The following is a 13,746-nucleotide window of genomic DNA, read 5'->3' on the forward strand; positions in this document are numbered from 1 at the left end:
AAAAATGTAAATCAAAGGGCCATACAAAATGGCCCTTTTTTATTTCTGTACTCTTCAAATTTCATTTGAAAAAAAGATAATAACGATTATCATATGCGATTAAATTTACTGATTTAGGTACTAGCATGATTAAGTCGTTCATAATGCTTTTTTTAACGTTTTCTATTGGCTCAGTGTGGGCTGCTGAAGTGACGGTAAAAGATGTCTTGGGTCGTGATGTAACATTTGATGCGCCAGCGCAGCGAGTTATTGTGGGATTTTATCCTGAAGATTACATGGCAATCGGTACAGAGGCAGCTTTTGACAAAGTCGTTGGCATGTCTAAATACATTTGGCAGGCGCGCACTAGCAACTGGGAAATGTACGTCGAGCACCGTCCATCATTAGACGATATCCCAGAGATTGGTCGTGTGGACACACAAACCTTTTCTGTTGAGAAAGTTATTAGCTTGAACCCAGATGTTGTGATGTTGGCTGACTGGCAGTACAAAGGCTTAGCAACAGATATCGAGCGTCTTGAAAGTGCGGGTATTAAAATTGTTGTCGTGGATTACAATGCTCAGACATTAGAGCGCCATATTAAAAGTACAGAACTGATTGGTGTGATTACAGGCCAAGAAGAGCGCGCAAACCAGATTGCTACGGATTATAAAAATACTGCAGACATGATTAGTAAGCGTCTTGCTGAAGCGAATTTACCAGAGCCTAAGGTGTATACAGAGTTTGGTGCTTCTGGTGTGCAAGAGCTTGGTTTTACCTTTGGTAAAAACATGTGGGGTGCTATTTCGACTATGGCGGGTGGCGACAATATTTCTGCGCCATTTGTTGAGTGGTGGGGTAAATTGAACCCAGAACAAGTAATTGCTTCAAACCCTGATGTTATCGTTATTACGGGTTATGAAACAGGCAAAGGGTCTGATTCAATGATCATGGGGCAAGGTGTTGATAGAGCAGAAGCCCACAAGCGTTTAGAAGGCTATAAAAATCGTTTAGGTTGGTCATCTATTAATGCGGTTAAAAATAATCGTTTATATGCGGCTTATCATGGTGCATGTCGTACTATTTTCGATGCGGCTATGATTGAGTTCTATGCTAAGGCGATGTACCCAGATTTGTTCGCTGATTTGGATCCAGAACAATCGTATTTAGACTTCTACAAAAAATACCTTCCTGTAACGCCAAAAGGAACCTTTACTTTGGCGTTGTAAAATCGATCTGATACTTGCTTAGAGCAAGAAAAAGGGGCTTTCTACATGAGTGGTAGAAAGCCCCTTTTTTATTTTGAGCCTTGGCTTAATTGAACCGTCACTCGAAAGCGTAACGCGTCACTTGCCTATAAGTGTCTTCAGGTGCAAGTAAAATTGGTGGGAAGTGTGACTGGTTAATGGCATCTGGCCAATGTTGTGCCTCAAGGGCGAGACCTGCGTAAGCCGATAGCGCGCCTTGGTTGATATTTGATTCGGCACTCAGCTGAATGTGACGACCGTCATAAACCTGCAATCCTGGCTCGGTTGTTTGATAGTGCAATGTCAGCCCAGTGATAGGGGCTTTAAGTGTGGCAACGGTTTGTAACGGACGATGGCTGGCCAAAGAAAGGCAGAAATTGGTATCCAGTCCTGGGTAATCCTCTCGGCCAATAGTGCGGGACTGTAAAAAATCAAAGGCACTGCCTGCAGTTGGTGTGACTTCGCCCGTGGGAATTAACTCAGCATCCACTGGTAAGTAGTGGTCTGCTTGAATGCTAAGTTGATGATCCAAGATGGAGCCTTTGCCATCAAGATTGAAATAGCTATGGCCGGCAAAATTACAAATGGTTAGCTGATCCGTTGTTGCGGTAATTTCCATTTCCAATGCGCTATCGATCAGGCGATAAAACACATTCACAATCATGTTACCTGGGTAACCCATTTCACCGTCAGCCAGTTGCGTTTGCAGCTGCACCATGTCGTCACTTTGCTCGATAATAGACCAGTTTTTACTGCCAGTTCCATCTGGGCCACCATGAAGGTGGTGAGCTTCTGGTAAGGTAGGAGGCAGCTGATAGGTTTTTCCAGCTATCACGGCATGCCCTTTATTGGTTCTGTTTGCTACTCGGCCAACCACAGCACCAAAGTATTTTGCCCCTTGAAGGTAATCGGCTATTTTTGTTGAGCCTAAAACCAAAGAATGCTCGTAGCCTTTAAGATAGACAGATTGAATGCTCGCACCCAATGTCAGAATCGACACCTTAAGCTGCGCGTTATTTAGCGTGATAGATTGAACTTGGTTTAAATCTGGCGCTACGTTCACGGAAGTATCCTTTCAAATAAAAGGGAGCCGAAGCTCCCGAAAGTGTAGACAGATGACGATTAGATATTTTCTAACAAGTCGTTAATACGATATTGCGCTGTTTCCAGTGCATCGTCTATCGATTTGTTACCACTAATAGCAGAGCCTAATTCTTCGCCAAGAATGTCTTGGATCGCAAATTGGCGTAAAACCTGAGCTGGTAAAGCTTGTCCGGTTTTAGCGACTTTTGCGATATCACTACGATGAGGCAGAGATTTAAACTCATCACTGTCAATCACGGCTTTTACTGTTGGTAAATGGCCTGTACGAGCCCACTCATAGTCGTTGTCGTATAGGAATTTAAACAGTTTTCCGATGGCTGCCATTTTTTCTTCATCACGATTTCCGCGAGGAACAACCCAGCCATGGCCGTCAGCATAAGTGGCGTCTTTTTGTTTAAAGAACTGTGGCACAGGGAAAACACTGTAACCATCTGATAGAGGGTTATCGGCTTGTTTTGATTGCGCATCATAAGAACCAATTAACCAAGTGCCGTTTACGGCAATGCCGCCTTGGCCGTTCGCAAAGCCAGCGACCGCAGCAGGGTAGTCCATATTTTTTGTACTTAAGCCTTTATCCATGATGTCTTTCATCAAGGTTAGAGCTGCTTTGGCGTCTTTTCCACTTAAGTCGATACGGCTAGGATCGGCAAAAAACTTGCTGTTTTGCTGCATCATGAGCGTGTAGAAAATACGAGCGTAAGCGGCGGTTTCATTCGCTGTTATTTGCACTAAGTAAGGTTTGCCAGTTGCATCTTTAAACTGTTTGCCTTGGGCAAATAGTTCATCGCTGCTGCTTGGTAAAACGGGTTTACCATTGGATTTCATTAGATCTGCTTTCTTCATCAGATTGTTATTTACGTGAAATAGCATAGTCCAGTTATCGAATGGTAAAGCATAAATTTTGCCTTCCTTAGTGACACTGGAGATGGCCGCGTTGGTAAAATCTGATGGTTTGATATTCTGATCTTTTAGTAGCTTATCCAGTGGTACTAAAAGGCCGCGAGACTGGTAGTCGGACATAGCAGAATAATGCATTGAAACGACATCAGGAGCCGACCGTGACGCTAGTTGAGCATTCAGCTGGTCATAACCAGGCCATTCCACTGTGGTGACATTTACGTCGATATCTGGATTGTCGGCTTCAAACTTATTCACCAATGCGGTGATGATGCCACATTCGCCAACCGCCGCAGAAACGTCAGTGACCTTGCCGTATTCGGCTTCACAGGCACCAAAGAAGCGCTGCAGTTCAATTGTGGTATTGGCGTTCGCCAATGGTGCGAGAGCTAATAAGCCAACTGCTGTTGTCCCGAGAAGTAACTTTTTCATTATTTATCTCCTAGTTCATTTTTATTGTTGTTGTATAGCCCAGTGTCAATTTTTATTACTCAAGTATGTTTATTCGCGTTATTTTACGGCTCCTCCTGATACCGCAGTGACTATGTGGCGTTGAAAGAAAATATAGACGAGCACGACTGGCAATGATGCAAAGATAGCCTGTGCACCTAAGAAACCAAGTCCTTCGGATTGCGCAAAGTTTGTTTGTGATGATGCGATACCTATGGTGAGAGTATACATATCGGACTTTGTCGCAGAGATCAGCGGCCACCAGTAATCGTTCCAAGCCTGCAAGAAAGTAAATATCCCTAACGTTGCTTGTGCTGGCAGTGTTAGCGGTAGCAGTACTTTCCAGAAAATACGAAAAGTCGATGTATTATCCAACATGGCTGCTTCATCAATTTCTTTGGGGATTGCCCGAAAGAATTGCGTCATCAGAAAAACGCCAAACGCCGAAGACAAGTTAGGCAATATCAAGCCGATGTGCGTATTGTGGAGGTCGAACCAGTTGAACATCTGGTGACGAGCGATAATCACCGCCTGTTCAGGCACAGCCAAACCAAATAACACAATAATGAATAGTGTTTTACGGAATGGAAATTCCAGTCTCGCAAAAGCGTAACCCGCAAGAGAAGAGAGTAGAAGCACGCCAAATGTTTGTCCAACCGCAACTATCACCGAATTCATAAACCAGCCAAAAACACTGGATGACTTTAAGATGTTCGCATAGTTCTCTAAGGTATAGGGAAACGAAAAGACAGCTTCGGTGCCTTTGAGCAGCTCCGCATTATCTTTCAATGAAAGACCGATAATCCACGCGACCGGCGCCATCATTATTAAGCCGAGGAAAGCGGCTATCCAGAACAATCTACGGTTCGACGTTAAATGCTCTGGCGAATAGTTTAATGCTTTCATGCGTCTGTCTCCTCTTTACGAGTGCTGACCCAATATTGCAACATGGCGGCACAAAGAATGATTAAGAACAGAATTTGTGACGCTGCGGCACCCATACCAATATCCCAGCGTAAGAAGCCAATTTCATATATGTACATAACGATTGGTCGTGACGAACCTGCAGGGCCACCGTTAGTCATTAATTGAGCCTGACCAAATAACTGGAACTGCATGACCACTTGGATAATCGCAACCAACATAATGGTCGACTTAATCGATGGCAGTGTGATGCGGGTTAGCACTCGCCAGCGCGACGTATTGTCGAGAGCGGCAGCCTCATAAAGGTCTTTCGGTATTTGCTGTAACGCTGCTAAGAACAACATCATCGGCAAACCGATACACCACCAAACCGTTGCAACACCAACCGAAAATAACGACCAACCAGTGGTTGAAAGGAAACCGATTGGCTGCCAACCGAAATACTCAAAAATCAGTGCCATTAAGCCATCGTTAGGGATGAAAACGATACGCCAAATGAGCGTTACTATGGTGACAGACAGGATGGAAGACGCAAAAAATACGCCGCGTAAGAAAGATGAGCCTTTGGTGGTTTTGTTTAAGGCCAGAGCCAGAAACAAACCCAAAACGACTAAAGTAGGTACGGATACCCCAACAAAAATGACCGTGTTTTTGACCGCTTGCCCAAAAATGGGGTCACTTAATACACGGGCGTAGTTTTTTAAACCTATGAAGCGTTCACCACCAAATAAATCCACTTTATTGAGGGATAGCCAGATCCCCCAACCAAGAGGGAACACCAGCAAAGTCAAAAAGACACTCAAATAGGGAACGACAAATAAGCCATTCGACCAACGGGAACGACGATAACTTTCCGCCATCTTACACCTCCATTTTGCTGTGATGGGCGCGGCCATCACCGTCAAAAATATGTGCAGCGTGAGGAGATATTGCCACTCGTACCATATCGCCAGCTTTTACTTTTGAGCGTCCTGAATCCTCCGCGATAAGCTCTGTGCCATCAACCAAAGTGCCATACAGAAGGGTGCGATCACCAAGGCGTTCGACGACTTTTATGGTCAAATCAAGGCCATCTTCTTGCTCTGAAACCACTTCAGTGTCTTCTGCTCGAATACCAATAACCGCGTCTTTAGCGTTGAATTCTGCTGGTAGGGTAATGGCTGTGGCGACGGTTCCCGCACCACTGACTTCAACAGTCACGCCATCCGCGGTTTTTTCGATGTGATTGATCGGCAACATAGACATAGGTGGAGAGCCAACAAATTCAGCAACAAAGCGGCTCACAGGATATTGATAAATCTCCATTGGTGTGCCGATTTGTTCTATTTTTTGGTTGTGCATGATGACGATGCGATCTGCTAACGTCATCGCTTCCACCTGATCGTGGGTTACAAAGATCATGGTTGAACCAAGGCGCTGGTGGAGCTGAGCCAGTTCTAAACGAGTTCTGCCGCGTAATGCCGCATCTAAATTGGACAATGGCTCATCGAAGAGGAAGGCTTTGGGTTCTTTGACAATAGCGCGACCTATTGCAACACGTTGGCGCTGGCCACCAGACAATCGTCCAGGTTTTCGGTCCAACAAGTGATCAATTTCGAGGATCTTCGCAGCGTCATTAACGCGACGATCAATTTCGTCTTGGGCTACTTTCACGTTCTCTAGGCCAAATGCCATGTTTTGACGTGTCGTCATATGCGGGTAAAGTGCATAGGACTGAAACACCATGGCTACACCGCGCTGCCCAGGAGGGAGCGTATCAATGCGTTTTTCGCCAATTTCAATAGAACCTTCGGTTATCGATTCCAGTCCCGCAATCATGCGCAATAGGGTCGATTTACCACAGCCAGAAGGACCAAGGAATACAACAAACTCACCGTCTTCAATGTGTAGGTTAATGTCGTCTAAAACGGTAACACTGTCATATCGCTTTGTTATATTTTTTATAGAGATAGATGCAGACATGGTTTCCTCTCTCAGCAAATTTTAAACGGAAAAACTTGGGGTATTACGCCCCAAGTCGAATCATGCGATAGCTCATAGGAGCAATGCTTGCCGTTAATTTTTGCTGTGTAACAGACGCGCCTTGGCCATCTTTCGGTGCCACTTGTTCAGCATCTGGGCCATTTTTAGTGTCAAGTGCGTAACCTGACATGACTTTATCCATAATGACTGTTTGGTGTGTGAATCCTTGTAGAGACAGATCCAATTCAATGCTTTCATCTGGATGACGATTTACGATGAAGAAGGTCAACCCGCCATCTTTATCAGACTCAACAGCGGATACATCTAAGTAGGGTACATCCTTAGCAAAGTCTGTGCTGTAACTTTCGCACTGCACAGCAAGATTAAGTGCTGTACCGCGACCATATTGGGAAGCATACAAATATGGATAATAAGTAGACTGACGCCAAGCTGGTCCGCCTTTCACTGTCATGATAGGAGCAATAACGTTGACTAACTGTGCCAAACAACCAATTTTTACTACGTCGCTGTGACGAATAAAGCTGTTAAGAATACAGCCAACTTGCAAGGTATCAGCAAAGTCGTAAATGTCTTCTAATAAAGCAGGAGCATGTGGCCAGCCGTCGTTGCCACCAAGGATTTTTTTGTCTTGCTCGTTAGAGTGATACCAGACGTTCCATTCATCGAATGAAATATAGACGTCATGGTTAGAGCGTTTTTTGGCTTTAGTGGTTTTAATAACCGCCGCAATAGTATCGATGTAGTTATCCAGTAGGCTGGCTTTGGCTAGATAGTTTGCCGTGTTCTTCTCATGGTCGTCGAAATACATATGCAATGAAATATAGTCGACGGTTTCATAGGTGTAATCTAGAACCGTGCTTTCCCATTCTGGGTAAGTGGCCATTTTAGGAGAAGAAGAACCGCAAACAACCAACTCGATGTTCTTGTCGAAAGCGCGCATGGCTTTGGCTGTTTCAAAGGCGACTCGACCGTATTCTGCCGCTGTTTTTTGACCGATTTGCCAAGGGCCATCCATCTCATTACCAAGGCACCATAGTTTTACGTCCCATGGTTCTTCGCGGCCGTTTTTCTTACGTAAGTCAGACCAATAAGAGCCACCAGGGTGGTTAACGTATTCTAGGAAAGCGCGGGCTTCGTCTAAGCCACGTGAACCAAGATTCACTGCTAACATCATTTCTGTGCCAGCTTGCTCTGCCCATTCAGCAAATTCATGGATGCCAATTTCATTGCTTTCTGAGGTATGCCATGCAAGGTCTAGACGAGTAGGACGGTCTTCTTTTGGCCCAATACCATCTTCCCAGTTGTAAGCAGAAACAAAGTTACCACCTGGGTAGCGAGTGACCGGAACATCGATGTCTTTAATCAGCTCGATCACATCTTGGCGAAAACCATGCTCATCTGCGGTTGGATGGCCTGGTTCATAGATGCCGCTGTAAACAGCGCGACCTAAATGTTCGATGAAAGAGCCGTATAGACGAGGGTCAATTTTGGCAATCACATAGTCTTTGTGTGCAGTCACTGTAGCGCGCATGCTTACTCCTTTCTTATTTTTGTACTTATTTAAGGTATTTTTAAGTATCTGATTTTATGTTTATTATCCGATTGATGGATATTAAGGGGATATTTGACTTGAGGTCAATCAATAAGACGTTTAATTTTCGTGCAATCGAATACCAAAATTGGTATGTCTAAGCGGGATTTTGAACGAAAAAAGAAAGTGGTGAATGCTTGAGGATTTTCTAAGGTATTGATATTTAGCGTTTTTATGAGTTTTTATCACTATAACAAACTTGCTGATATCAAAATCAGAAAATAAGATGCTGTGTATGAGGTTAAGATTGAAGGCGTAATATAATGTCTTGGTCGTAATTGCCAAATTGTTTGCCAAAAATATTGATCCCGCCAGGGTGCTCAGCATTGTCAGGAACTGAAATCCGTACCCGAATGGATCGATGTTCGTCCAGCGCTAAGTCTTGCAAGGAAACGTCTGAAACACGCATACCATCGACAAAAGTCCCGTTATGAGTGACACGGAAGCTTTTTAAATGCCCGTATTGACTGCCAGCGAGCTTCCACCAATCTGGGGTGTATTTACCTTGGTGATCACCGTAGTCGCCAGGTGCTGTCCAAATGGCGGCGGTCTTGCCATTGATAGAGATATGGATATCAGAGGGCCAGTTTTCTGAGGTCCCCGGCACTTCTGATGAAAGCTCCATAACCAGCTCTAGCTCTTTTACTTTCTGGCCTGCGATGCGAGCATTATTAGGGAATTGATATTCCACATAGCCTTTGGTGAACCATAATAAGTTTGCGCGCATTCGGTCTGGAGAGAGATAAGTGTCTGGGCTATCTAAAAATCCAACAATGCCAGATTCAGAGCACAAGCCACAAGGCGCCATCACGTCAAATTCAGAATACAAGCCAACAGGCATAGACACTTCAATGACATTATTTTGATTTTGCTTGGTATTACTGAAAGATAGGACGATTTCTTCATGGGCTGCGCGGCAGATTTTTTGGCTACCTTTACGGCCCTTTTGGCTTTCTGTGGTAATTAAGCCAACAGTTTCGAGAGAGTTGATATGGCTAGAAGTCGATGATTGCGGTAGTTCGAGCAGGTCGGCAATGTCATTAACATTCATCGGACCTTTTTCATGCAGCAAAGACAATATTGCCAAACGAGCTGGCGCCGCTAGGCTTTTTAGGATATCAGCGCCATCTTCAGGTGTTAGCAATAAGAACTTTTTACTCATCATCATCTCCACTTCAAGATGCCTTTATATCGAGTATTGTGATTCTTATCAAGTTTTAATTGGCTTCCTCATTTGGTTTGCCCAATGAGGAAGCCTAGTCTTTTGCTATGGAAGTGAGCCGTTATTGGTTAATTATAAAGGGCATGGAAAGGCACTAAGACCAGAGAAGGAAACAAGATTAGCGCAATCAGTAAGGCCAGTTGAGCCAATAAGAATGGCGCAATACCTTTAGTGACTGCTCCCATACTGGTGTTGCCAACGCTTGATATGGCGGCTAATACGGTGCCAACGGGTGGCGTCAGCAAGCCAATACTTAGATTAAGTACAAAGACAATACCAAAATAGACAGGGTCGATTCCTGCTGCGGTAACAACGGGCATCAGAACCGGCGTCAAAATCAAGATCACGGGAGCAAGGTCCATTGCCATGCCGATGATTAATACCAAGATATTGATAATGATCATTAGTGTGGTTGGGTCGTCTTTCCAGCGCTGAAGTAACTCAGACACGGCACCTGGGATATCCGCCATGGTGATCATCCAAGCCGCGATAGAAGAGGCCGCAACCAAGAACATAATGATGCTGGTTAGCGTAGCGCAGTTCACCAATACACTATAAAGACGCTTAGGAGTGAGTTCTCGATAAACGAATATTCCGATAAACAATGCATAAAAGGCTGCAACAGCCCCTGCTTCTGTAGGGGTGAATACACCAAAACGCAAACCGACAACAATAATGACAGGTAAGATGAGTGCCCAGAGCGCATTCTTTAGAGCATGAAGACGCTGGCTAAGACTGGCTTTTTCGAGCAGTTCAATGTCTTCTTTGCGGGTAACGTACCACCACACAAAAATCAGCAAAACCCCCATCATTAGACCCGGAGCTAAACCGGCAATAAAAAGCTGAGAGATGGAAACGCCACTGGTGACACCAAATAAAATCAAAGGAATGCTTGGTGGCAAAATAGGGGCAATAATGCCGCTGGAGGCAATAAGCCCACAAGAGCGGTTGTGGTCATAGCCAGCTTTCACCATGAGCGGAATCAATATAGCGCCAAGTGCCACAGTGTCCGCCACAGCAGAACCAGATAACGACGCAAAGAGTATTGCCGCCACAATGGTGACATAACCCATACCACCTTTTTTGTGGCCAAGCATGGTCATGCCTAAATCAATAATCCGGCGGGTAATACCGCCTGCATTCATTAATTCCCCTGCGAGTATGAAGAAAGGAATGGCCATTAAAGAGAAGTTATTACTGCCACTGACTAGGTTTTCGGCAATCAACTGACTGTTAAACATATCCATGTAAAACATCAGCGCCATACCTGTCATGATAAGCGCGAAGGCGATAGGCATACCGATAATAATGGCGCCAAATAACGCGCCAGCAAAAATGACCAGCTCCATTATGCTTCTCCTTCTTGGTGATTTTTGTTGTTGAGAGCGTCTTGTTGCTGTTCGTTTTCGATTAATCGTCTAATGCCAAATAGAATAAACAAACTCATGCAAGCTCCCATAATGATTGCGCCTGCATAGAGCAGCCAAAGTGGCATATTCGTGGCGGGGCCGAGAGTGTTCATATTGATTTTGACTAATTCCCAGCTACCATCGATGAGTAACCAGAGGGCATATAGCATTAAGGCCGCAGAAATAAGTTGCAGTGCGATTTTCAACCATGTGAACGGTATAAGCTTAATGAAAATATCGACGTTCAAATGTTGATTGAGCTTCATCGCACGAGTGGTGCCGAGAAAGATCATAAAGACGAATAGATAGCGCGACATTTCTTCCGACCATGTGATACCTGAATCGAATAAATAGCGCAGAATGACATTCGAGAAAACAAGGCAAGACATGGCGGTTAGACAACTCGCCATGCCGATTCCTAGCAGTAAGTCTACAGAGCGAGATAGCTTTTTCATCATGGGGATGCTCTTAATTGGTCAAACAGTATTCAAAATTTCGTATTTAAAAAGGGCGTCTCTATGGAATATAGGGACGCCCTTATTGAACTTATTTTTCGCCTAGTGCAATGATTTCTTCAACAATATCGCGAGCACCTGGATGAGTTTTGTAGAAGTTTTCATACGCAGATTGTTCTGCTTTTATTAACGCCGCATGGAAAGCTTGGTCTGGCACCGTGATTTTCACACCGTCTTGTTCAAGCTTCGCTTTGTTTTGTGCTTCCTGTTTGATCAACAAACTCCACTCTTGTTTCGCTGCGTTTTGCGCAGCTGTAGAAACGGCTTTTTGTTGCTCTTTGGTTAAGCCGTTCCAAGTGTTGTTGTTCATCAAATACAAATTTGGCGTGAAAACGTGATTCGTTTCAGTAATGTACTTCACAATTTCATACCACTTAGACGCGACGATATTTGGGTATGGGTTTTCAACGCCGTCCACAACGCCTTGCTCTAGAGCGCTAAACACTTCGGAAATAGGCAAAGGTGTGATGTTCGCACCTAGGTTGTTACCGATTTCTAGCATGCTGGTAATGCCAGGAAAGCGTAGGCGAAGTCCTTTGAAGTCATCCATAGAGGAAATTTCACGGTTACTGGCAACAACGCGGAAACCTTGCACACCATAAGCAAGGAAATGCATGCCTGTATTGGTGTCCATATCATTCACTAATTTTTGACCGATCTCGCTGTTTAACACGGTTTGAGCGTGTTCGTAATTTTTGAACAAGAAGGGCAGTTGGATAATGCCTACGTTTTCTACTTCTTTGTCCATAATCGTGCCAAGGATAGCCATGTTAATGGTGCCGCCTCGGACAGAGTTATAAAGCTTTTCTTCTGCACCCAATACACCATTGCTGAATACTTTTACTTTCAGTTCGCCATTACTAAGGCTTTCGACATCTTTTTTGAAGGTGTCTTTTAGAGCGACACTGTTTGGGTGAGTATCAGGAAAAAAGTTAGCAACCGTAATCATTTTTGCTGCAAAAGCCGCTGGCGTGACGGCAAGCGCTGATGTGATGGTTAGGGCCGCAAGGGTTTTTCGTGTGAACATAGTCTTCTCCTAAATACGCTTGAAGCGTAGATTGTTTTTATTGTGCTAAGAAAGATAGTGCTATTTATTGCTAATTAAGCAGCTTGCTATAGTGTACTTTTCGATGATTTCTGGCTTCGGTGAGAAACCTAATCCGAAAGTGTTTCCAAGGTCGTATGTCGCAGGGCATTCGTTGAGTGGGTGAAGAAAATCAGCCAATTCAATGAAAGGGATTTCTAATGACGTTTCAGGCATATTGGCAGCGATAAAGTGAGCCGTCGCTATCATGCCCGCACCATAGTAGAAACAATGTGGGACTACTTTTACATTGTGATGTTTGGCGCGATCACAGACATCGTACATGCCAGTGATGCCGCCTATCTTGCTGACGCTCGGCTGAGCGATATCAATAGCGCCCGCTTTAAATAACTGTTCAAATCCATCTGGGCCAGAGGCGTTTTCACCGGCAGAGATAGGCACACCAACTTTTCTAATGCTGGCAAGTTGCGCGGTGTCTTCGGGAGGCCAAACGGGTTCTTCTACCCAGCCTAAGTTAAGCGGTTTTAACTCAGTCACTTTGGCGGTAGCTTCAGCGAGAGTCCAAGGGCAATTTACATCCACCATGAGTTCCACGTCATCAGGTAAGGCGTGGCGAGCAGCCGCAACGGCGTCATAAGTGGTTTCGTGTAATTTTATTTGTTTGAAGCCTGCTTTGGCCGTGCGTAGGACGTTTTCACGGACTTTTTCAGGTTCATTGCCATAACTTACTAGGCTGGCATAAAGGCTAATTTTACCGCTCTTGCCACCTAGAAATTGATACAAAGGTTGTTTGGCTTGCTGTGCTTTAAGGTCCCAAATGGCAATGTCGATAGCGGATAGGGCGTAAAGCATAGGGCCAGAGCTGCCGAAACTGTGTAATGCACGTTTGGCTGCGTAGAGGTGTTGTTCGTATTCTGCGATGTGTTTGCCAACAAACATAGGGGCAACAAGGTGTTCTAAAGCCGCGTAGGTAACGACATTTGAAGCATGTCCGAATGCTTCGCCCCAGCCAATTAGCCCAGTATCGGTCTCCACTTCAACAAGAAGTGACTCCATCTTATCTATGTTAGGAGAGGCACCGTTGAACTTGTCTTCCTCTTTTACGGGAGCGATGTGTCGTACGCCAGCTGTAAACGGAATCGCGATGCGCCTAATTGTTATTTTTGTAATTTTCATGGCTAAGAAAATCTCTTTAGATCGAGTGTTATACGTTTGATGTAGTACATCATACAACTAACTTTATATTGGTCAAGAGGTACGATGACTATTTTTTTTGGAGTGTTAATATGTCTTTTTGAGGCATTATCACGCTTTAATCCTGAGTTTTTGTGGAAATTGGGGCGTTAGCGCCTTGTACTTTTTTAACTTTCCGTATTTTTG

General features: G+C 44.5%; 12 protein-coding genes. 1 reads left to right on the forward strand and 11 read right to left on the reverse strand.

Annotation, left to right across the window (positions count from 1 at the left end; all coding sequences use genetic code 11):
- Window positions 1–125: 125 nt before the first annotated feature.
- Window positions 126–1,208: an ABC transporter substrate-binding protein gene (locus DFP75_RS01955; RefSeq protein WP_110571817.1), complete on the forward strand. Its 1,083-nt coding sequence runs from the start codon at window positions 126–128 to the stop codon at window positions 1,206–1,208.
- A gap of 97 nt (window positions 1,209–1,305) precedes the next feature.
- Here DFP75_RS01955 and DFP75_RS01960 read toward each other — a convergent pair whose 3' ends face one another.
- From DFP75_RS01960 to DFP75_RS02010, 11 genes are all read right to left on the reverse strand, one after another.
- The gene (locus tag DFP75_RS01960) at window positions 1,306–2,289 is read right to left on the reverse strand and encodes an aldose epimerase family protein (RefSeq protein ID WP_110571818.1); all 984 of its coding nucleotides are present in this window, start codon (window positions 2,287–2,289) and stop codon (window positions 1,306–1,308) included.
- A gap of 59 nt (window positions 2,290–2,348) precedes the next feature.
- Window positions 2,349–3,659 carry an extracellular solute-binding protein gene (locus DFP75_RS01965; RefSeq protein WP_110571819.1) on the reverse strand — a complete coding sequence of 437 codons (1,311 nt, stop codon included), beginning with the start codon at window positions 3,657–3,659 and terminating at the stop codon, window positions 2,349–2,351.
- 78 nt (window positions 3,660–3,737) lie between these two features.
- Entirely contained in the window at window positions 3,738–4,583 is an 846-nt protein-coding gene (locus DFP75_RS01970) for a carbohydrate ABC transporter permease (protein ID WP_110571820.1), read from the reverse strand.
- Complete coding sequence (locus tag DFP75_RS01975) at window positions 4,580–5,461, reverse strand: carbohydrate ABC transporter permease (RefSeq protein ID WP_110571821.1); 882 nt, start codon at window positions 5,459–5,461, stop codon at window positions 4,580–4,582. The genes DFP75_RS01970 and DFP75_RS01975 overlap by 4 nt, the downstream gene beginning before the upstream one ends.
- Window position 5,462: 1 nt before the next feature.
- Entirely contained in the window at window positions 5,463–6,563 is a 1,101-nt protein-coding gene (locus DFP75_RS01980; RefSeq protein WP_110571822.1) for an ABC transporter ATP-binding protein, read from the reverse strand.
- 43 nt (window positions 6,564–6,606) lie between these two features.
- Window positions 6,607–8,115 (reverse strand): arabinosylfuranosidase ArfA, encoded by a 1,509-nt coding sequence (gene arfA / locus DFP75_RS01985; RefSeq protein ID WP_110571823.1) that lies wholly within the window; start codon window positions 8,113–8,115, stop codon window positions 6,607–6,609.
- Between the two features lie 301 nt (window positions 8,116–8,416).
- A complete protein-coding gene (locus DFP75_RS01990) occupies window positions 8,417–9,337 on the reverse strand; it encodes an ArsR/SmtB family transcription factor (RefSeq protein ID WP_110571824.1) in 921 nt (306 codons plus the stop codon).
- A 128-nt stretch (window positions 9,338–9,465) separates the two neighbouring features.
- The gene (locus tag DFP75_RS01995) at window positions 9,466–10,746 is read right to left on the reverse strand and encodes a TRAP transporter large permease (protein WP_110571825.1); all 1,281 of its coding nucleotides are present in this window, start codon (window positions 10,744–10,746) and stop codon (window positions 9,466–9,468) included.
- Window positions 10,746–11,264 (reverse strand): TRAP transporter small permease, encoded by a 519-nt coding sequence (locus DFP75_RS02000; protein ID WP_110571826.1) that lies wholly within the window; start codon window positions 11,262–11,264, stop codon window positions 10,746–10,748. The genes DFP75_RS01995 and DFP75_RS02000 overlap by 1 nt, the downstream gene beginning before the upstream one ends.
- Window positions 11,265–11,352: 88 nt before the next feature.
- On the reverse strand, window positions 11,353–12,348 hold the full coding sequence (locus DFP75_RS02005; protein ID WP_110571827.1) for a TRAP transporter substrate-binding protein: 996 nt from the start codon (window positions 12,346–12,348) through the stop codon (window positions 11,353–11,355).
- Window positions 12,349–12,408: 60 nt separating this feature from the next.
- Window positions 12,409–13,542 carry a mandelate racemase/muconate lactonizing enzyme family protein gene (locus tag DFP75_RS02010; RefSeq protein ID WP_110571828.1) on the reverse strand — a complete coding sequence of 378 codons (1,134 nt, stop codon included), beginning with the start codon at window positions 13,540–13,542 and terminating at the stop codon, window positions 12,409–12,411.
- Window positions 13,543–13,746: the final 204 nt, after the last annotated feature.

The sequence above is a fragment of the Marinomonas alcarazii genome (assembly GCF_003208215.1).
GTDB classification, from domain to species: Bacteria; Pseudomonadota; Gammaproteobacteria; order Pseudomonadales; family Marinomonadaceae; genus Marinomonas; species Marinomonas alcarazii.

Excerpts from the sequence above, each read along its gene's own strand:
- DFP75_RS01955 (WP_110571817.1), top strand. The coding sequence starts at position 126 with ATGATTAAGTCGTTCATAATGCTTTTTTTAACGTTTTCTATTGGCTCA.
- DFP75_RS01965 (WP_110571819.1), bottom strand. The coding sequence starts at position 3,659 with ATGAAAAAGTTACTTCTCGGGACAACAGCAGTTGGCTTATTAGCTCTC.
- DFP75_RS01970 (WP_110571820.1), bottom strand. The coding sequence starts at position 4,583 with ATGAAAGCATTAAACTATTCGCCAGAGCATTTAACGTCGAACCGTAGA.
- DFP75_RS01975 (WP_110571821.1), bottom strand. The coding sequence starts at position 5,461 with ATGGCGGAAAGTTATCGTCGTTCCCGTTGGTCGAATGGCTTATTTGTC.
- DFP75_RS01980 (WP_110571822.1), bottom strand. The coding sequence starts at position 6,563 with ATGTCTGCATCTATCTCTATAAAAAATATAACAAAGCGATATGACAGT.
- arfA (WP_110571823.1), bottom strand. The coding sequence starts at position 8,115 with ATGCGCGCTACAGTGACTGCACACAAAGACTATGTGATTGCCAAAATT.
- DFP75_RS01990 (WP_110571824.1), bottom strand. The coding sequence starts at position 9,337 with ATGAGTAAAAAGTTCTTATTGCTAACACCTGAAGATGGCGCTGATATC.
- DFP75_RS01995 (WP_110571825.1), bottom strand. The coding sequence starts at position 10,746 with ATGGAGCTGGTCATTTTTGCTGGCGCGTTATTTGGCGCCATTATTATC.
- DFP75_RS02000 (WP_110571826.1), bottom strand. The coding sequence starts at position 11,264 with ATGATGAAAAAGCTATCTCGCTCTGTAGACTTACTGCTAGGAATCGGC.
- DFP75_RS02005 (WP_110571827.1), bottom strand. The coding sequence starts at position 12,348 with ATGTTCACACGAAAAACCCTTGCGGCCCTAACCATCACATCAGCGCTT.
- DFP75_RS02010 (WP_110571828.1), bottom strand. The coding sequence starts at position 13,542 with ATGAAAATTACAAAAATAACAATTAGGCGCATCGCGATTCCGTTTACA.